This is a genomic window from Clostridium sp. SGI.024 (assembly GCF_050315195.1).
GTDB lineage: Bacteria > Bacillota > Clostridia > Clostridiales > Clostridiaceae > Clostridium.
The window spans coordinates 36,001-53,598 of record NZ_JBNPON010000005.1 but is presented as its reverse complement, the minus strand read 5'-3'; the positions used below and the strand labels follow the sequence as shown (position 1 = coordinate 53,598).

At 25.8% G+C, this 17,598-nt stretch carries 16 protein-coding genes, 1 tRNA gene and 2 pseudogenes; 12 read left to right on the top strand and 7 right to left on the bottom strand.

Annotated elements, in window-relative coordinates:
* The first annotated feature begins 14 nt into the window (after window positions 1–14).
* Together folP and folK are read left to right on the top strand one after the other, a co-directional pair.
* Window positions 15–824: a dihydropteroate synthase gene (folP, locus tag ACQRD5_RS02915; RefSeq protein ID WP_291625713.1), complete on the top strand. Its 810-nt coding sequence runs from the start codon at window positions 15–17 to the stop codon at window positions 822–824.
* Between the two features lie 10 nt (window positions 825–834).
* Window positions 835–1,653: a 2-amino-4-hydroxy-6-hydroxymethyldihydropteridine diphosphokinase gene (gene folK, locus ACQRD5_RS02910; protein ID WP_291625715.1), complete on the top strand. Its 819-nt coding sequence runs from the start codon at window positions 835–837 to the stop codon at window positions 1,651–1,653.
* 197 nt (window positions 1,654–1,850) lie between these two features.
* Here the strand turns inward: folK and ACQRD5_RS02905 are convergent, their stop codons facing one another.
* Window positions 1,851–2,339 (bottom strand): DUF4883 family protein, encoded by a 489-nt coding sequence (locus ACQRD5_RS02905; RefSeq protein WP_291625717.1) that lies wholly within the window; start codon window positions 2,337–2,339, stop codon window positions 1,851–1,853.
* A gap of 116 nt (window positions 2,340–2,455) precedes the next feature.
* Here ACQRD5_RS02905 and ACQRD5_RS02900 point away from each other — a divergent pair, with 116 nt between their 5' ends.
* Entirely contained in the window at window positions 2,456–2,899 is a 444-nt protein-coding gene (locus tag ACQRD5_RS02900; RefSeq protein ID WP_291625719.1) for a hypothetical protein, read from the top strand.
* Between the two features lie 106 nt (window positions 2,900–3,005).
* Window positions 3,006–4,034, top strand: coding sequence for a pyruvate kinase (locus ACQRD5_RS02895; RefSeq protein ID WP_294363422.1), 1,029 nt, complete (start codon window positions 3,006–3,008; stop codon window positions 4,032–4,034).
* A gap of 247 nt (window positions 4,035–4,281) precedes the next feature.
* Here ACQRD5_RS02895 and ACQRD5_RS02890 read toward each other — a convergent pair whose 3' ends face one another.
* From ACQRD5_RS02890 to ACQRD5_RS02880, 3 genes are all read right to left on the bottom strand, one after another.
* The gene (locus tag ACQRD5_RS02890) at window positions 4,282–4,602 is read right to left on the bottom strand and encodes a DUF1540 domain-containing protein (RefSeq protein ID WP_291625723.1); all 321 of its coding nucleotides are present in this window, start codon (window positions 4,600–4,602) and stop codon (window positions 4,282–4,284) included.
* 13 nt (window positions 4,603–4,615) lie between these two features.
* Window positions 4,616–5,158 carry an NADH peroxidase gene (locus tag ACQRD5_RS02885; protein ID WP_294170442.1) on the bottom strand — a complete coding sequence of 181 codons (543 nt, stop codon included), beginning with the start codon at window positions 5,156–5,158 and terminating at the stop codon, window positions 4,616–4,618.
* A 127-nt stretch (window positions 5,159–5,285) separates the two neighbouring features.
* Window positions 5,286–7,037, bottom strand: coding sequence for an ATP-binding protein (locus tag ACQRD5_RS02880; protein WP_427746505.1), 1,752 nt, complete (start codon window positions 7,035–7,037; stop codon window positions 5,286–5,288).
* Between the two features lie 403 nt (window positions 7,038–7,440).
* Here ACQRD5_RS02880 and ACQRD5_RS02875 point away from each other — a divergent pair, with 403 nt between their 5' ends.
* Both ACQRD5_RS02875 and ACQRD5_RS02870 read left to right on the top strand, forming a co-directional pair.
* Window positions 7,441–8,172, top strand: coding sequence for a hypothetical protein (locus tag ACQRD5_RS02875; protein ID WP_320900776.1), 732 nt, complete (start codon window positions 7,441–7,443; stop codon window positions 8,170–8,172).
* A gap of 208 nt (window positions 8,173–8,380) precedes the next feature.
* Window positions 8,381–8,779: pseudogene (locus ACQRD5_RS02870) on the top strand (transposase); the annotation flags it as partial.
* A gap of 171 nt (window positions 8,780–8,950) precedes the next feature.
* Here ACQRD5_RS02870 and ACQRD5_RS02865 read toward each other — a convergent pair.
* Window positions 8,951–9,475 (bottom strand): hypothetical protein, encoded by a 525-nt coding sequence (locus ACQRD5_RS02865; protein ID WP_320901794.1) that lies wholly within the window; start codon window positions 9,473–9,475, stop codon window positions 8,951–8,953.
* 375 nt (window positions 9,476–9,850) lie between these two features.
* Window positions 9,851–10,072: a hypothetical protein gene (locus ACQRD5_RS02860; protein ID WP_291625732.1), complete on the bottom strand. Its 222-nt coding sequence runs from the start codon at window positions 10,070–10,072 to the stop codon at window positions 9,851–9,853.
* A gap of 861 nt (window positions 10,073–10,933) precedes the next feature.
* On the opposite strand from ACQRD5_RS02860, the gene ACQRD5_RS02855 reads away from it, so the two are divergent.
* From ACQRD5_RS02855 to ACQRD5_RS02840, 4 genes and pseudogenes are all read left to right on the top strand, one after another.
* Window positions 10,934–11,152 carry a restriction endonuclease subunit S gene (locus ACQRD5_RS02855; protein WP_367244093.1) on the top strand — a complete coding sequence of 73 codons (219 nt, stop codon included), beginning with the start codon at window positions 10,934–10,936 and terminating at the stop codon, window positions 11,150–11,152.
* Between the two features lie 267 nt (window positions 11,153–11,419).
* Window positions 11,420–13,081 (top strand): DUF4365 domain-containing protein, encoded by a 1,662-nt coding sequence (locus ACQRD5_RS02850; protein WP_291625734.1) that lies wholly within the window; start codon window positions 11,420–11,422, stop codon window positions 13,079–13,081.
* A gap of 145 nt (window positions 13,082–13,226) precedes the next feature.
* Window positions 13,227–14,324: pseudogene (locus tag ACQRD5_RS02845) on the top strand (IS3 family transposase).
* A gap of 157 nt (window positions 14,325–14,481) precedes the next feature.
* On the top strand, window positions 14,482–15,132 hold the full coding sequence (locus ACQRD5_RS02840) for a hypothetical protein (RefSeq protein ID WP_291625736.1): 651 nt from the start codon (window positions 14,482–14,484) through the stop codon (window positions 15,130–15,132).
* Window positions 15,133–15,251: 119 nt separating this feature from the next.
* Here the strand turns inward: ACQRD5_RS02840 and ACQRD5_RS02835 are convergent.
* A tRNA-Leu gene (locus ACQRD5_RS02835) sits at window positions 15,252–15,334 on the bottom strand.
* Between the two features lie 237 nt (window positions 15,335–15,571).
* On the opposite strand from ACQRD5_RS02835, the gene ACQRD5_RS02830 reads away from it, so the two are divergent.
* Both ACQRD5_RS02830 and ACQRD5_RS02825 read left to right on the top strand, forming a co-directional pair.
* The gene (locus tag ACQRD5_RS02830) at window positions 15,572–16,264 is read left to right on the top strand and encodes a hypothetical protein (RefSeq protein WP_320901799.1); all 693 of its coding nucleotides are present in this window, start codon (window positions 15,572–15,574) and stop codon (window positions 16,262–16,264) included.
* Window positions 16,265–16,284: 20 nt separating this feature from the next.
* Window positions 16,285–17,283, top strand: a complete 999-nt coding sequence (locus ACQRD5_RS02825; RefSeq protein WP_291625738.1) for a GGGtGRT protein — start codon at window positions 16,285–16,287, stop codon at window positions 17,281–17,283.
* The last annotated feature ends 315 nt before the right edge of the window (window positions 17,284–17,598 follow it).

Here is a 17,598-nt window from a genome sequence, read left to right as displayed (position 1 = left end):
AAAGGGAGAGAAATATGAAGATAGGAAATAAAATAATTAACTTAGAAGAAAGAACATATGTTATGGGGATATTAAACGTAACACCAGACTCATTTTCTGATGGGGGAAATTATAATAATATTGAAGCAGCAGTTAAAAGAGCTAAAGAGATGGTAGAAGAAGGTGCTGATATTATTGATATCGGTGGAGAGTCTACAAGACCAGGGGCAAATTATGTATCAGAAGAAGAAGAGATAAAAAGAGTTATTCCAATAATAAAAGCTATAAAAAATGAATTAGATGTTTTAGTTTCTGTAGATACTTATAAAAGTAAAACAGCAGAAGAGGCAATTAAAGCTGGTGCAGATATAATTAATGATGTTTGGGGATTTAAAAAAGATAGAAATATGGCTAAGGTTGCAGCAAAATATGATGTGCCATGTATTTTAATGCATAATAGAGAAGAAAAAAAATATTCTAATTTAATGAAGAATGTTTTAGAAGATTTAGTAGATAGTATAAACATTGCATTAGATGCAGGAGTAAAAAGAGAAAATATTATATTGGATCCAGGCATAGGTTTTGCAAAAACTTATGATGAAAACTTAGAAGTTATGAATAACCTTGAAAAAATAGTTAATATTGGTTTTCCAGTTTTACTAGCTACATCAAGAAAATCAATGATTGGATTAACATTAAACCTTCCTGTAGAGAGTAGAGTAGAAGGAACTATTGCTACTACTGTATTAGGAATAATGAAGGGTTGTAAAATTGTAAGAGTACATGATGTTCTTGAAAATAAAAGAGCTTGTGTAATGATTGATAAAATATTAAGCAAAAAGTAGAGGAATAGCTATGGACAAACTATATTTAAAAGATGTAGAAATATTTGCAAATCATGGTGTATTTAAAGAAGAAAAAATTTTAGGGCAAAAGTTTGTCCTTTCATTAGAGTTAGATCTAGATATAAGAGAGGCAGCTATAAGTTGTGATTTAAGTAAATCTGTTCATTATGGTGAGTTATGTCATAATATAGAAAAAGAATTTCAAAGAGAAAGTTATGATTTAATTGAAACAGCAGCTGAAAAGATAGCTGAATATATTTTAAATAATTATAATTTAGTAAATGGAGTTAAAGTTTTACTTAAGAAACCTTGGGCTCCAATTGGAAGACATTTAGATACTGCAGCAATAGAAATTTACAGAAAATGGCATAAGGCATATATATCTATAGGAAGTAATATAGGAAATAAAGAGGAAAATATTAAAAAATCTATAGATAAACTTAAGGAATTTAAAGAAATTAAAGTTACAAAAATTGCAAGTATAATTGAAACAGAACCTTGGGGATATGAAAATCAAGATAGTTTTAAAAATACAGCAATAGAAATAAGAACATTTCTTAATCCAAAAGAGCTTATGACAATTTTATTAAATATAGAGAAAGATATGAAAAGAGAGAGAGTAATTAAATGGGGTCCAAGAATAATAGATTTAGATATTATTTTCTTTGATGATTATGTTACATCTGATGAATATGTAACTATACCTCATCCAAGAATGGAAGAAAGAGAATTTGTTTTGGAACCATTAAATGAAATTGCTCCTAATTTCATACATCCATTAAACAATAAAAGAGTGTTTAGGATGTTAGAAGAACTAAAAAATAAATAAAAAAATAGGGTGTTGTAAAATATTCAATTATTTGCAACATCTTATTTTTTAACAATTTATAAAGAGTTTACCATATGAATAAAGTTCATAATTCCGAATGAAATGAGGAATTATTACCTTCCGTGAGAAGGAGATAAATAGTATGTGACGGCGACTTGGAGCGCATGCGACGGAGCAAGGAATATACTATTTATCTCCTATCCCTCAAAGCCACTTGAAACCTTTTTTATATATTCACAATATTTATAAAGATTATAAAAGTCAGGAACATCATCCATAGAAATTATATCTTCTTTATAAACACCATCCCAAGGATGAATAGATATTAATTTATCATTAAAGGTATTGATAACATATTTAGAATTGGAAAATTCAATTATTATTTTATAATCTGGAGTTGATTCATCATCTAATTCAGCATTATAATTATCCTTCTTTAAAGAATCAATAAATTCAGGTATAATACTATGTTCTTTTTCATTTACTTCATAATATTTATATAAATTTAAATCAAAGATTCTAATTGTATAAGCTTCATCTTCATCTATTTTATCTTTAATTTCACTTGTATAATAATCAACTTTAGGTTTAGAACTAGGTCTTATGTATTGAGATTCATTAAAAGTGCAACTTGTAAAAAAATAAGTAAGAGTAATAAATATAATAATACTAAGTAATTTCTTCATAAAAACCTCCTAGGGGATAAAGTTCTATATTAACATATTCTCTTATTAAAGATTTTAGAACATTTTATAAGAAGAAGAATAAAATGATATAACAATACAATATTTTTGGAGGTAAAATGAAATACGGAATTGATATAAATAGTGAAAAAATTCTAAATTTTATTTCTGAAAGATTAAAAGAAAGAGGACATTTTATTATAGATTTAACAGAAAGAAATAATGTAAATAATGGAAGAGTATTATTAAAAAAAGTATTAATTGCTAATGTTACTAATATAGATTTATATTTTGCAATAGATTTTAAGAAAGAAGCATCCTTTTGTGAAATATTTTTTAATGAGGATGATCATTCTAAAATATTAGGAGAAAAATTAATAAAGATAATAGGAAGTAGATTAGAAAATATAGTATGTAAAAATGGTAGCCACCTATATTTAATTAAAAATATAAAGTCATCTGCTATATATGTTTCTTCTCCAATAGAATACAAGGATATAATAGAGAATTTATTAGATACAAATGAATTAATTGATATATTAGAAAGTAAAAAAAATAATTAGCTTAATTATTAAATATAATTCTTAGTTGAATTATATTTAATTGCTTTGTAATAAAATAGTTGATTTTATAGTAGAAATAAATAGTAACAATGAATAGGAGAATTAAATGGATATTATAGCTACTGTAGGTCCTAAAACAATGGATAAATGGGTAATTAAAGAACTTATAGAAAATGGAGTAAATACACTAAGATTAAATTGTGCACATTTTAATAAAGATGAATTTGAAAGAGTTATAAACTATGCAAAGAGTATAAATAGTGAAATACATATACTTGTTGATTTATCAGGAAAGAAAGTAAGAATATCAAAAAAACTAAAATATATTTATAAAGTTTATAATGATCAAGAAGTATTTTTTTGTGGTGAAGATTATTATAATAGTTTAAATAATAAAGCTTTAGGAGAAAAAAAATTTATTCCTTTAAATATAAATGCTGAAAAGATAAAGAAAAGCAAAATAGAAAATATATCTATTAAAGATAATACTATGAATTTTCATATTTTAGATGTAAAGGAAGGTATTATAAAAACTAAAGTAATGAAAGGTGGAATAATAAGGGCTGGAAAGGGATGTAATATTTCAACTATAAATGATGATGAGAGAATTATTAATAAAAAAGATAAAGATAATATTCTTTGGGCAATTAATAATGATTTAGATATTATTTGTCAATCCTTTGTGGAGTCAAAACAGGACATAGATGAAATAATAAGATTTATAGGATATAAGGAAGAAGAAAAAAAATATGATATTTGGGCTAAGATAGAGACACCAAAGGGAATAAATAATATTAATGATATTATTACAGCTGTAGATACAGTTGTAATAGGTAGAGGAGATTTAGTTGCAGAAGCAGGGATTTTAGAATCTGTACTTTTACAAGAAAAAGCCATAAAAATTGTAAAGAGCAGAAATAAGAGGATTATTATTGCAACACATATATTAAATAGTATGAAGGATGGAAATTTAGCAACTTTACCTGAAATTGAAAGCATATATGAATTTATTAATAAGGGTGTAGATGGTTTTTTGTTAGCAGGAGAAACATCAATTGGAAAGGCTCCAATACAAACTATAAAATTTTTAAAAAATGTTATTAAGTATTATAAGAAGGATATGAAAAGTGAGTAAGGAAAAGTTAATAATTTCAATACTATGGATAATACTGGGGGCGATATTGTTATTTTTGCTATTTTATGTATATAATATATTTATTACTTTTTAGTAAAGAAAAAGAAATAATTTCTTAGTTATTTTGTAACAGAATTGCCACAGACTAAATGTAATATATAAATATAGTTGTTAGTGCTTAACAATTAGTTATTTATCCCCTTAATGAAAAATGATATCCAATTTAGGATATCATTTTTCGTTTTTATTATTTTTTACAAAAACTTTTACAATTTGTTTCACTATATAAATTAGCTCCATAACCTGAAACTTCTATGGATTCAAGAGAGCATAATTGATTTTCATTGTATTTACAACTTTCAACATTACAAACTAAGCAATTGCAAGGATTACCTTCATCAAAAATATTATTTGTTAAAGAACCATAAGTTTTGCTATCTAAAAATGAACTACAACAGGTATCAGAATCTTTATTTGAATTTTTTCCTACAACATTTATTCTGTTAGAATAACAAAGTGTATCTTTGTTATGAGAGCAGTTTACTGCATTACAATTTATTAATTGCATTGTATTCACTCCTTTACTTAAAATATCTATTTAATAGACCTTTAAATGCACATCCATGTCTAGCTTCGTCTTTACACATTTCATGTACTGTATCATGTATAGCATCTAAATTAAGCTTTTTAGCTAAATCAGCAAGCTTTTTTTTACCATCACAAGCACCATATTCAGCTTCAACTCTTGCTTGTAAATTAGCCTTAGTATCTGCAGCCACAACTTCTCCTAATATTTCAGCGAATTTGCAAGCATGTTCAGCCTCTTCATATGCAATTCTCTTGTAAGCTTCAGCAACTTCAGGATAACCTTCACGATCTGCCTGCCTTGACATAGATAAGTACATTCCAACTTCAGTACATTCAGCTATAAAGTTAGACCTTAATGCTTCTAATACTTCAGAGTCAAGATCACTTATAGTTCCAATTTTATGTTCATCAGCCCAAGGCATTTCATTTTCGATTTCTTTAAATTTATCTGAAGTAGCTTTACAAATAGGGCAGATTTCAGGTGGCGTATCACCATTATGGATATAACCACAGATAGTACATACAAACTTTTTCATTAATATACCTCCTATTAAAAAATTAAATAATATATAAAAGACATTAGTATTATTTACTAAAATTCGTAAAAAATACACAAAAAAAGCTTATAAAATATAAAAATATATTTTATAAACTTTTTATTTGTTAAAATAATTCATATATATCTGATAATTCACTTAGAATTTTTTCATCATCTACATAGTATTTATAGCTTTTATCTGTATAAATTCCTATTTGGCTAACCTTTGAAAAAGTAATTACAAATTCACTTCCCTGGTTATAATTTTCATTAAGTGATATTTTACCACCTTGTAATTCAACTAAATCTCTAGCAATAGCAAGACCTATGCCACTTCCTTCATTTCTTCTAGAAAATGAATTATCTACTTTATAAAATCTATTGAAAATTAAGTCTGAATATCCTTTTGGTATTCCAATTCCAGTATCTTTTACTGAAATAGAAACCTTATCATCAAAAGCATTTACCGTTACAATAATATTACCATTAATATTATTGAATTTAATAGCATTAGATAATAGATTTAAAATAATTCTTTCAAAAGCATAGGTATCTATTCTTAAATAAAGTTTTTCTACATTAGTGTCAAATATAATATTAAGATTTTTAAATTTACTATAAGGTATAAGTGATAAAGTTAAATCCTCAATAAAAGGTATTATATCTACTAATACTAAATCAAGTTTAGTCATTCCTGAATCAATTTTAGTTATATCAATTAAATTATTAATTAACCTTAACATACGTAAGCAATTTTGTTTAACACTTTTTTCATACTTAGTAAAGTATTCCTTAAGCGAATGTTGATTTTTATCTTTTAATGAACCCATTAATTGAACAGAAGAATATATTATATTTACTGGTGTCTTAAGTTCGTGATTAAGGTTTGAAAAGAAGTTATTATTTACTGAATTTAAAACAATCTTTTTATTATATTCTTCAAAAAGTTTAATATATAAGTCATTGTTATTATATTTTTTGTAATTATCTAATGTATCTATGTAAGTTTTATAGTATTTTAAAGCTTCCTTATAATTATATATTTTTTCATAATCATTAGAAATTAGCTTATATAAATTACTAGTTTCTTCATTATGAGGTTTATCAGAAAAGAGTAAAGCCTTTTTATGATGAATTAAAGCTTTCTCATAATTAGATAAAGAAAAATATAAATTACCATAAGATATTTCTAGCCAATATTCAAAATCCATAAAGGCAAATTTAGAAAAATTACTCTTATAAATATAACTTGCATTGTTTAAATAATAAAATAAATTAAATAAAGATTTTTTATTATAGGTATTGTTGTTTTCTAAAATACCGTAATGTACAATAAAAAGGTTATATCTAGCAAGATAAGTATCTATATAATAAGAGTCAAGAGTATATATGGCATCCTTATATTTGTCTAACAAGATCTTAACTTCATCAAAATTATAATCAATTTTATATAAGCATCCAAGAATTTTTGAATATATTTTTAGTTTAAATATGTTAGGTAAAGTATTACTATTATTTTTTAAAATAAATTTTAAAATATCAATACCTGAAGAGATTTTCCCCATGGCTATATAAGTACAACCAATATGATATTTTCCTAATATATATGTATTATTCTCATTTTCAGATTTAGATATAGATAAGGATTTATCAAATAAATCTATGGCTATACTATATAATTGTAAATATTTTTGATAGATATAACCAATTGTAATTAAAGCTTGTGATGAATATATTCCATCATAAGAAGTTAAGATTTTTAAGGAATTATTAATATTACTATATAGCAATTCATCAATTTTAAAAACTTCAAGTTTGGTTAAAGAAGTATTTATATGCAAAAATAGTAATAATTCTTTTATATCAGTATCATGCAAATAATTTATGGAGAGATCATAATATTTAATATGTTTATCTATATTTTTTATTTTTAAATAAGATATAGATAGAATTGTATATAAGTATGGAGTTATAAATGAATTAAATATTAAATCTGAGTTATCACATAAATCTTCAAAGATATTATTAGCAGAAAAATATTATAATAACATATTACCATAAATAGAATAAATTGTATAATATTTTAAGGAAAATTGAAATGAAAAATATTTTTTATTAACTTTTTCCTTTATAATAAACTTAATTAATAATAATTAAGTTTATAAGAAAACAAATTTTATTAAGGATAAGATTATTTATAGTTCATATAGTATTTGTATATTATTATAATTATTGTTAGAATATACTGTATAGGGATGGAAAAATGAATAGGAGGCTTATATGAAATTTATAAGAAATATTATTGATTTAATTAAGGATAACTTTAAGATGAAGCTTGGTATATGTATATTACTTACAGTGGTATTAATTATAGTACTTGTATCAGGGACAATCTATTCCAATAATTTAAATAATAAAAATTTAGCTTTTAAGGTTACTAAAAATAAGGAAATTCCAAAAGCTATTGAAACTAATAAAGAAACAAAGGAAGAGAAGGATAAAAAAGAAAAATTAGAAGAGATAAAAGATAAAATAAAAGAATTAGATGCAAATGCAGATTTAAGTTTTACTGGAGCAAATATTGATGATGATCTAACATATTATGAAAAAATGTATAATGAATTATTAAGTAAAGAGGAAGATGAAAAAGAAGATACATACAGTGAAAATGAAAATAATTACATAGAGGGAAATAACAATCAATCTAATAATCACCAAAATACATCATCACCAAATAATTCAGTTACAAATAAACCAGTAACGGATACTCCTACAACTGATGTTCCATCAGAGAGCACAGGAGAAAATACACCAAAACCAGAAGACACTAAAGAAGAAAATAAAGAACCAGCTAAGGAAGAAGAAGAAACAAATAAACCTATAGATTCCACCAACCCACCATCAGGAGATACTCAAGGAGGATCTAATGAAGGCGGATCATCTCAAGGAGGCTCTTCTCAAGAAGGGTCATCTCAAGGAGGCTCTGATCAAGGGGGAGTTAGCAGGCCTTAACTTACTGCTAGTTAATAAGCATATAATTTTAAATAGCTATTTTAGTAAAAAACTATTCTGAAAGTTTATTTGCATTTAAAAGAAAGGCTCTGTTTTAAAATAATGTTGATAATATATTTAATTTAAAAGGAGCTGTTGCACTAAAAATTAGTGCACAGCTCCTTTTTTTAATAAAAAATAAATCCCAAACTCAAAGAGTTTAGGATTTATGATAAAATCAAAAATTTTACAAAAGAATTATACTTTAAATCAAAAGGTTTATCAACTAAAACTTCCTTTTGATATTGATTGCATAATTCCAAGTAATGATTCTGTGCGATTACTAAGCCAGTTTGTGGAGGAGATGGATTTGACTGAGCTATATTCTACTTATTTTAGAATAAGAGAAAATCAAGTATCGCCCATGAAAATGCTAAAAATTATGCTATATGCTTATATGAATGGAATTTATTCTTCACGTGATATTGAAATAGCTTGCCGTAGAGATATCAATTTTATGTTTTTATTAGAAGGTGCTTCCGCTCCGGATCACTCAACAATTGCAAGATTTAGAAGTCTACATTTTGCACCATGTTCTGAAAAAATTTTGGGTGAAATGCTGACTTACGGACAGTTATTATTAAAATTATTGAATAAATTCCATAATAAATTTAGTTTTTAATTATTATGGAATTTACTTTTGGAACTAAATTAATTTTAATTGAATTTAAGTATAAATAAGTAAACAAAATTTTCTATTTTGACTATGTACCTTCTTTCAATACCAATTTTGTTATTATCATTGATATATAGTAAAGCAGGCTTTTAAATAGTATTTATTCCTGCAAGAATAGTAAGCTCTTTTAAACCACTTAATTCCTGTAGCAAATAAACTATAAATTCTAACTTTTTTTCCTTTAAGATTTTTGGTTGCACCTAATAAGTTGTTTTTCTTATCTTTGATACAAGAAACTCCAAGGAAAATTATATAAGAATAAGCTATACAACCACCAAAATATAACATCTTAGAATAGTGAATATCATTACTCCACGTATTTTCTAAATTAAATCCATTACTTTTAAAATATCCAAACATTTCCTCAAAATCAAATCTTTTCTTATATTCCTTTATTGCATAAGGCTCGGAAATATTATTAGCTATAAACCACACATCATCAGCATCTTCAGCTTTGCATACAGCCATGTTACAAATATATTCTTGAGCTGTTACTTTAATATCATAAAAATACTTTTTAGAATTTTTTGTTGGAATTATGTCAAGCAGCTTGTTTATTTTTCTTTTACCGACAATGGATATTCTCAAATCCTTTATACATCTAATACAGTATTTACATTGAAGAACTTCGTCTATGAAATTAAATAAATCAATACTTTAAAATCCTTTATCTGCAAGTATAGTAACACTAAATCCATAAAGTAGTTAATATATTATGTAAGAATTTAATTACTTCCTTTAAATGAATTAAGTCTTTATTCCCATCTTTTTTATATCTAAATAACTTAAACCAAAGTGGAACAGCTCATCTTCCTACCTTTAATGAAAATTTCAGTATTACAAACCTATCATCTATTGTTGTATGATCAAATATTATATAAATATAGTTTGATCTAAATTTATATTTTTTTTAATAACTTATATGCAAAAAACTCATAGTGCTTTTCAGAATTAATTACTTTATTACTTAAAAAGCCTCTGAATTTTTTTCACTTTGCTTGTTTCTGTACCTAGTGAATAAGAATCTTTTAGCTCTTGAGAAATTTTAGATAAAACAACTGATTGACAGCATATTATTCCAATAACAATTGCAATTACATTATTTAAGTGAGGAGCAGATAAAATTATGATTTTCTCTAGTGCTTTTTTCAATTCTGTAGTAAGATATTCTTGATCGTTGATCATAAAAAACACCTTTCTTTTGTAAGTTTTCTGTACAAAATAATTTTACACTAGAAAAAGGTGGTTTTTTATATTTTCATAAATTAGAGTATCTACGAGAAGGAAATAAAAAAGTAATTGAAGAAAAAGTAAAATTAAAAGTGTAAAAAGTTCGTAAAAATGATAATAAGGTTAATAAAATAGGATATGATGTAGAACCTATTAAAAGTAAAGTTAATGTAAAAAGTTCAAAATCGTATATTGAACCTAGTAAAATTAGTGGAAATTTTGAATATATTGCATTTATAGATGGGAGCTATGACAAAAGAAATAAAATATATGGTTCAGGTGTAATTGTATTAAAAGATAACTTGATTGAATATGAAGAGTTTTATGAAGCTGGTTACGATGAGTGGGACTAATGGAATATTGTAGGTGAGTTAGAAGCTACAAAACTTGCACAAAAAAAGCTGAAGAGTCAGGTACTAAGAATATAGCAATATACCATGATTTAAAGAATATATCATTATGGGCAACAGGAGAGTGGCAGGCGAAGAATAGGTATACTCAAGAATATGTTAGATTTATTGAAGAGTATCTTAATAGATTAAATATTTATTTTATTAAGGTGAAAGCACATAGTGATGAAGGTATATATAATGATTTGGCAGATGAAGCATCTAAAAATGCAATAACGAGATATTCTAGTGAAAATAACTAGGATTAATTAGAGATGTATAGTATTTGATTATATATTTAAAGAATGAGTGTATTTAGTAATGAAAATAATCATAAAAGATAAATTAACACTTTAATTTAAGTAAATGATAGTTATAAAAAATGTTTTTATGATAAATGATGTTTAATAATGCATTATAATGTAAAATGATAATAAAGAGAAAAGTGAAGTGCAAAATTAATGAACAAAGGTACAGTTTTTTTAGTTCTAGAGCTCCGATTGGGTATATAGTTATTTCGGAAAATGATATTACTACTAATCAAGGATTCAAGAGTATAGTATGCAATGAGAAGATAATAAATAATAATTATGTTTATTATTATCTTAAATATAATAAAGAAAAGATAGAAAGTATTGCTAATTGATCAACATTTAAGGAGGTATCGGGAGCAACTATGAAAATGCTGGATATTCTAGTTCCATCATTTGATTTATTAAATAAGTTTAAAGATGTTATAGAATCATATGATAATATATTAAGATAAAATTATATTGAAAATGACTCATTAATACAAATAAGAGATTCATTATTACCAAGACTTATGAGTGTAGAAATAAGAGTAGAAGATATAGAAGCTAACCTGTAATGGGTTAGCTTTAAAATAGAGGAAATAAAAAGAGGGGGGTGGGTTATGAGACAAAATGATTGGATGGAAAAAAAAGCAGTAAATTGTATTGAACAAATTTTTCTTAATAATAATTTGCAATATGATTTAAATACTAATGATAAAACTGAGTTTATAGATGGATATGTTTATGTAAAAAATGAAATAGGACAAATATTGGGAATAGATATAGGTAAAATAGAACTTCAAGTTAAAGGTAGAACTAACTCTAAGAAAGTCACATTTAAGAAATCTTTTATGGAATACTGCAAATCAAATGTTGTCCCTGTAGTTATTGTCTTAGTAAATTTAGATTCAGATAAAATGGTAGAAGGAATTTACTATAAATATATACATAGTAGTTTATATAATGATTTAGAAAAAGAAAGCTATACAGTAATTTTTAACGAAGGGGATAGAGTAGTATCTGAAAATATTATTAATGAACTAAATGATATTCAGAATAAACATTGGAATGAGATTATTGGTAATATAAGTAAGATTAATAATCAAATTTTAAATAAAGAAATGTATACCTTCGTTAATAGTATTATAAGAAGTGTTAATGGATTCATATACACATCATTAAAAAGATATATGGATGCTAATTTGGAAAATTTAGCTAGATTTGCAATAGTATATTGCTCTGATGGCTTTAAAGGAATTTCCTATTCAATAATTCCTGTATTTAAAAATAATATATGTAATGATATTATTGAAGTAAATGATACAAAGAGTATGATTGCTCTTGGTATAACAAGAATAACAAGTACAGGAGTAAACTTTACTAGTGAGTATATTAATAAATTTATAATAAAATTATTAAAGGAAGAAATAATACCATCCATAATTAATGAAAAAATATTTTGTAAGTTTAACAAGGAAATGGCTAGTAGGAGTTTAATATATCACTTTAATAGATTACTAACATTAGAAGAAGAAAAACTATCATTTGAAGTAAAAGACAGTTATTTAGCAGAATATAGTGATACATTAAAGGATATTATATTATCTAGATGTGAACAATATGAAATAAATATAGTTAATTCAATAATAGATTTAAATATTAAACTAATAGAGAATAAACTAGATAAAGATATGAAATTTTTTAAATCTCATCATAATATTAATGAAGATTATTCTTTTTACTCTGAGTGTAATGATAATAAGTATATTGTAGATGTCATAAATGGAACATGTACTATTAGGGTTATAAAAGAATCAAAATATTTTATGTTACGAGAGCTGTTAAATATCATTGATGATCAAAACATAGTAGATTTATCAAATTGTTATAGAATAAATGGTTTTTTTAAATTTCTAGATGAAGCTGATAATTATATAAGATTAAAATATAATTGTGTATGTGATTTTTCTAATAAATATTTGAATATAACGCCCATATTATATAAATGGAATTCTGACTTAAGTAAAGTATATAGAGAAAGAGGAGTAGAGTATTGTGAAAGTTATTACAGTTATAAATTTATGCATGAAAAAGATACAACTTTAAAATTTAACAATGATAATTTAAATCGGAGTAATGGATTGAAGAGTGCTAGTAGTAAGGGAATTGCATATTTGGGAAATAATAAAACAGAACATGAACCATTAGTTGTAGAAATATATGAAGAGATAAGCAAAATTTTGTTTGATGAAATTGATAATTGCTTCAAAGATAGAAGATAAAAATGCTAAATGAAATTTTAAATGTGTATGGTGTTAGCATAAAGTAGTGGATATATTAAGTCGAACTAAGTAAAATTATATTTAGTTAAGAAAGGATGTGTCCATTAAGGGTAAGAGCAAAAGATATGATTAAGAATATAAGAACATGATAGTTGATTTATATAAATCAGGAATGAGGTTAGCTGAGCTAAGTAGCGAATATGGTATTGCAAAATCAACAATTAACGGCTGGATTAAAGATGTAAAAGAAGTTAAAGTAGATGAAAATAAAGTTATGACATTGAAAGAAGTTAAAGAATTGAAAAAAGAAATGGCAAGAATTAAAGAGGAAAATGAAATGTTAAAAAAAGCTATGGCCATATTTGCAACAAAAAATTAGATGAAGTAATAGAATTTATAAATAGTAATAAAAGTAAACATAATATTAAAATTATGTGTAACGTTCTAGGCGTAGCCAGAAGTACATATTATAAATCTCAATCTAAAACTAAATCACTAAGAGAACTAGAAAATGAGGAATTAAAATTAGTTATTAAAAGAATATATAAAGAGCATAAAGGTCTATATGGAGCTTCTAGAATTCATCATATATTGAAAAAGAAGGCTTTAATGTATCTTTAAAAAGAGTTCAAAAATGAATGACAGAACTCAAACTTTATGCAATAACTGTGAAAAATACAAGCCTCATTCAAATAAAAATGTGTCAGAAGGATTATAAACGTTTTAAGAAGAGATTTTACAACTACATCTATTAATGAAAAATGGGTAGGCTATATTACATATATTCATACTATCAAAGATGGTTGGTGCTATTGGATTCAGTTCTTGACTTACATTCTAAGAAAATAATTGGTTATGCTTTCGGTAAAAGAATGATGATTTAGTTGTTAAATCTTTAAAGAATGCCTATTATAGTCAATCTCTTGATAAAAATAAGCAATTAATATTTCATAGTGATTTAGGATCCCAATATACTAGTAATGATTTAAAAGAAATAAGTAAGGAATTTAATATCATGCAATCTTTAGTAAGAAAGTCTGCCCTTATGATAATGCTTGCATAGAATCTTTCCACTCTTCAATAAAAAAGAGAAAATTTACAGAAATACATACCGTACCTTTGAAGAAGCTAATATGGCAATATTTAAATACATTGAAGGTGGTATAACAGAAAAAGGCTACACTCTTCAATTAATTACATGACTTCACATCAATGTGAATTATTAGATAGAAGTGCATTATAAAAAAGTTTGACTTTTTGTGTCCAAGATATTGACATAAGACCATAAATTACTAAGAAATGAAAAGGTAATAAGTGTATTTTGTGATATAATTATATTATTAGATATTAATAATAGGTATTGTTTTAGAATAAGTTTAAAATTGGGGGATGTATTAATTATGACTACAAAATTGAACTATAGGGGTGAAGCAAAAGATCTAGTAAATAGTCTTCATAATGGGTTGATGTCGACAAAGTATATTATTGCTTTTACTGAATCAAAGTTATATGATTTTGTTAATGAATCAAGATTTAATAGTGATATAATAATTAGTAATGGGAAGTCAATTCAACTAAGTAAAAATCTTAAGGATTATATGTTTTTTGATGAAGATATAATACAACAATATAATTATAATTTACTATGTGTGCATATTTTTAGTTCATTAGAGCAATTTTTAAAAGGGATTTGTAGTTTATTAAAATATAAGTCTGTTTGTGAAGAGTCAAAAAAAAGTTCTTTAGGAAGATATACTGACATTATAAAGTATAATTATCCTGATTTAGATATTAGTAAAATATATAAAAAGTTAGATAATTGGAGACTAATTAGAAATTCAATTGTACATAATAAATGTATTTTAAAAAAGAATATTGCTATAAAAGTTTCATCTATAGTTGATATTGATTGGACATTAGAGCCAGATGAAATATCATTTATAATTAGAGCATATCATTTAGTAGAATATTTAGACTTAATAAAAGAGTTTTCTATATTAATATGTAAAAATATATTTAAGGATTTTGATAATAGTATTTATAGTTTATAAAAGAATTCTAGAAATAGAGCTCTTTTTTATTAGAAGCACCAAATAAAGTACAAAACAAAGAAAAATGACTTTATCAAAAGGTGGTTAAACCTAGTGATAAAGCCATTTCTTATAGTTATTGGTGCCGGCAGAGGGAATCGAACCCTCACGGTTTCCCGCATGATTTTGAGTCATGTGCGTCTGCCAGTTCCGCCATGCCGACTTACTGCAGGATTAATTATAACAAAAAAAAATACAAATATCAAGAGGGAATATTTATAGGAGAAAAAATTAACTTTTTAGACATAAGTTATTGTTAGGACTTTACTCATCTGTTATTATATAGATAGGACAAATATAACCATATGGGTTTATTTTTGTCCCGATTAATGCAGTCTATATTTTGTGGATATTTAAGTATAATGACTGTGGTAATCTATAATTAGGGAGGAGATATAATATGATGTATTCAAGAGAAGTGGAAGAAATGTGCGTTGTTGCAAAAGGACCAAATCATGGACCTGCACCAATTCCTGTAGAAGGAAGATGGGTACAAGCTAAAGAAGTAAAAGATATTTCAGGGTTAACTCATGGTGTTGGTTGGTGTGCACCTCAACAAGGAGCTTGTAAATTAACTTTAAATGTAAAGGATGGAATAATACAAGAAGCTTTAGTGGAAACGATTGGATGCTCTGGTATGACTCATTCAGCTGCTATGGCTTCAGAAATATTACCAGGAAAGACTATATTAGAAGCATTAAATACAGATTTAGTTTGTGATGCTATTAATACAGCAATGAGAGAATTATTCCTTCAAATAGTATATGGAAGAAGTCAAACTGCATTTTCAGATGGTGGACTACCAATAGGAGCTGGACTTGAAGATTTAGGAAAGGGGCTTAGATCACAAGTTGGTACAATGTATGGAACAGTTGCAAAGGGATCAAGATATTTAGAAATGGCAGAAGGTTATGTAACTAAGATTGCATTAGATGCTAATGATGAGATTATTGGATATAAATTTGTTCACTTAGGAAAGATGATGGAAATGGTTGCTAAGGGAATAGATGCTAATGAAGCAATGGAAAAAGCTACAGGACAATATGGTAGATTTGACGAAGCAGTTAAAGTTATAGATCCAAGACACGAATAATTTGAAGGGGGAACATTATTATGCCATTATTTGAAAGTTATGAAAGAAGAATAAATCAAATCATTCCTGTATTAGAAAAGTATGGAATGAATAAAATAGAAGATGCAAAAACAGTATGCGATGAAAAAGGTATAGATGTTTATGAAATAGTAAAATCAACTCAACCTATCGCATTTGAAAATGCTATGTGGGCATATATTTTAGGTGCTGCTATAGCTATAAAAAAAGGTTGTAAAAAAGCAGCAGATGCAGCTGAAGCTATAGGAGAAGGATTACAAGCTTTTTGTATCCCAGGTTCAGTTGCAGATGATAGAAAAGTTGGTTTAGGACACGGTAACTTAGGAGCTATGCTTTTAAGAGAAGAAACTAAATGTTTTGCCTTTTTAGCTGGACATGAAAGTTTTGCAGCAGCAGAAGGTGCTATAAAAATTGCAGAAAAAGCTAATAAAGTAAGAAAAGAACCATTAAGAGTTATATTAAATGGTTTAGGAAAAGATGCTGCATATATTATATCAAGAATAAATGGATTTACTTATGTAGAAACAAAATTTGATTTCTATACAAGCAAATTAGAAATAGTTAGAGAGGTACCATATTCAAATGGACCAAGATCTAAGGTTAAGTGCTATGGAGCTAACGATGTTAGAGAAGGTGTTGCTATAATGCATCATGAAGGAGTTGATGTATCAATCACTGGTAACTCAACAAACCCAACAAGATTCCAACATCCAGTAGCAGGAACATATAAGAAAGAATGTGTAGATGAAGGAAAGAAATACTTCTCAGTAGCATCAGGTGGTGGTACAGGAAGAACTCTTCACCCAGATAATATGGCAGCAGGTCCAGCTTCATATGGTATGACAGATACTATGGGTAGAATGCATTCAGATGCTCAATTTGCTGGATCTTCTTCAGTTCCAGCTCACGTTGAAATGATGGGACTTATTGGAATGGGTAACAACCCAATGGTAGGTGCTACTGTTGCAGTTGCAGTTGCTGTAGAAGAAGCAATGAAATAAAATTACTAATAATTTTATTTTAACATAGCAATTGAAGAGTAATAAAAATATGATACTTAGTTTTATCAACAGATTGTTAAAGGTTTTATATAGTTTAATATTATGTTGATGTTAATAATAGAGCAACTTAGTTAATAGGTTGCTCTTTTTTTGAGTTATTATATTTTTAGGATTAATTTTAAAATATTAAATTAGTACTTATAGAGAGTATTAGTATAATTTTTTAATAAGAATATATAGAATTTATTAAATATAATATATTAATGATAATTTAGAAAAAATTATCATATTTGATAAAATAAGTGCATATATAAG

Excerpts from the sequence above, each read along its gene's own strand:
- folP (WP_291625713.1), top strand. The coding sequence starts at position 15 with ATGAAGATAGGAAATAAAATAATTAACTTAGAAGAAAGAACATATGTT.
- folK (WP_291625715.1), top strand. The coding sequence starts at position 835 with ATGGACAAACTATATTTAAAAGATGTAGAAATATTTGCAAATCATGGT.
- ACQRD5_RS02905 (WP_291625717.1), bottom strand. The coding sequence starts at position 2,339 with ATGAAGAAATTACTTAGTATTATTATATTTATTACTCTTACTTATTTT.
- ACQRD5_RS02900 (WP_291625719.1), top strand. The coding sequence starts at position 2,456 with ATGAAATACGGAATTGATATAAATAGTGAAAAAATTCTAAATTTTATT.
- ACQRD5_RS02895 (WP_294363422.1), top strand. The coding sequence starts at position 3,006 with ATGGATATTATAGCTACTGTAGGTCCTAAAACAATGGATAAATGGGTA.
- ACQRD5_RS02890 (WP_291625723.1), bottom strand. The coding sequence starts at position 4,602 with ATGCAATTAATAAATTGTAATGCAGTAAACTGCTCTCATAACAAAGAT.
- ACQRD5_RS02885 (WP_294170442.1), bottom strand. The coding sequence starts at position 5,158 with ATGAAAAAGTTTGTATGTACTATCTGTGGTTATATCCATAATGGTGAT.
- ACQRD5_RS02875 (WP_320900776.1), top strand. The coding sequence starts at position 7,441 with ATGAAATTTATAAGAAATATTATTGATTTAATTAAGGATAACTTTAAG.
- ACQRD5_RS02860 (WP_291625732.1), bottom strand. The coding sequence starts at position 10,072 with ATGATCAACGATCAAGAATATCTTACTACAGAATTGAAAAAAGCACTA.
- ACQRD5_RS02855 (WP_367244093.1), top strand. The coding sequence starts at position 10,934 with ATGATAATAAAGAGAAAAGTGAAGTGCAAAATTAATGAACAAAGGTAC.
- ACQRD5_RS02850 (WP_291625734.1), top strand. The coding sequence starts at position 11,420 with ATGAGACAAAATGATTGGATGGAAAAAAAAGCAGTAAATTGTATTGAA.
- ACQRD5_RS02840 (WP_291625736.1), top strand. The coding sequence starts at position 14,482 with ATGACTACAAAATTGAACTATAGGGGTGAAGCAAAAGATCTAGTAAAT.
- ACQRD5_RS02830 (WP_320901799.1), top strand. The coding sequence starts at position 15,572 with ATGATGTATTCAAGAGAAGTGGAAGAAATGTGCGTTGTTGCAAAAGGA.
- ACQRD5_RS02825 (WP_291625738.1), top strand. The coding sequence starts at position 16,285 with ATGCCATTATTTGAAAGTTATGAAAGAAGAATAAATCAAATCATTCCT.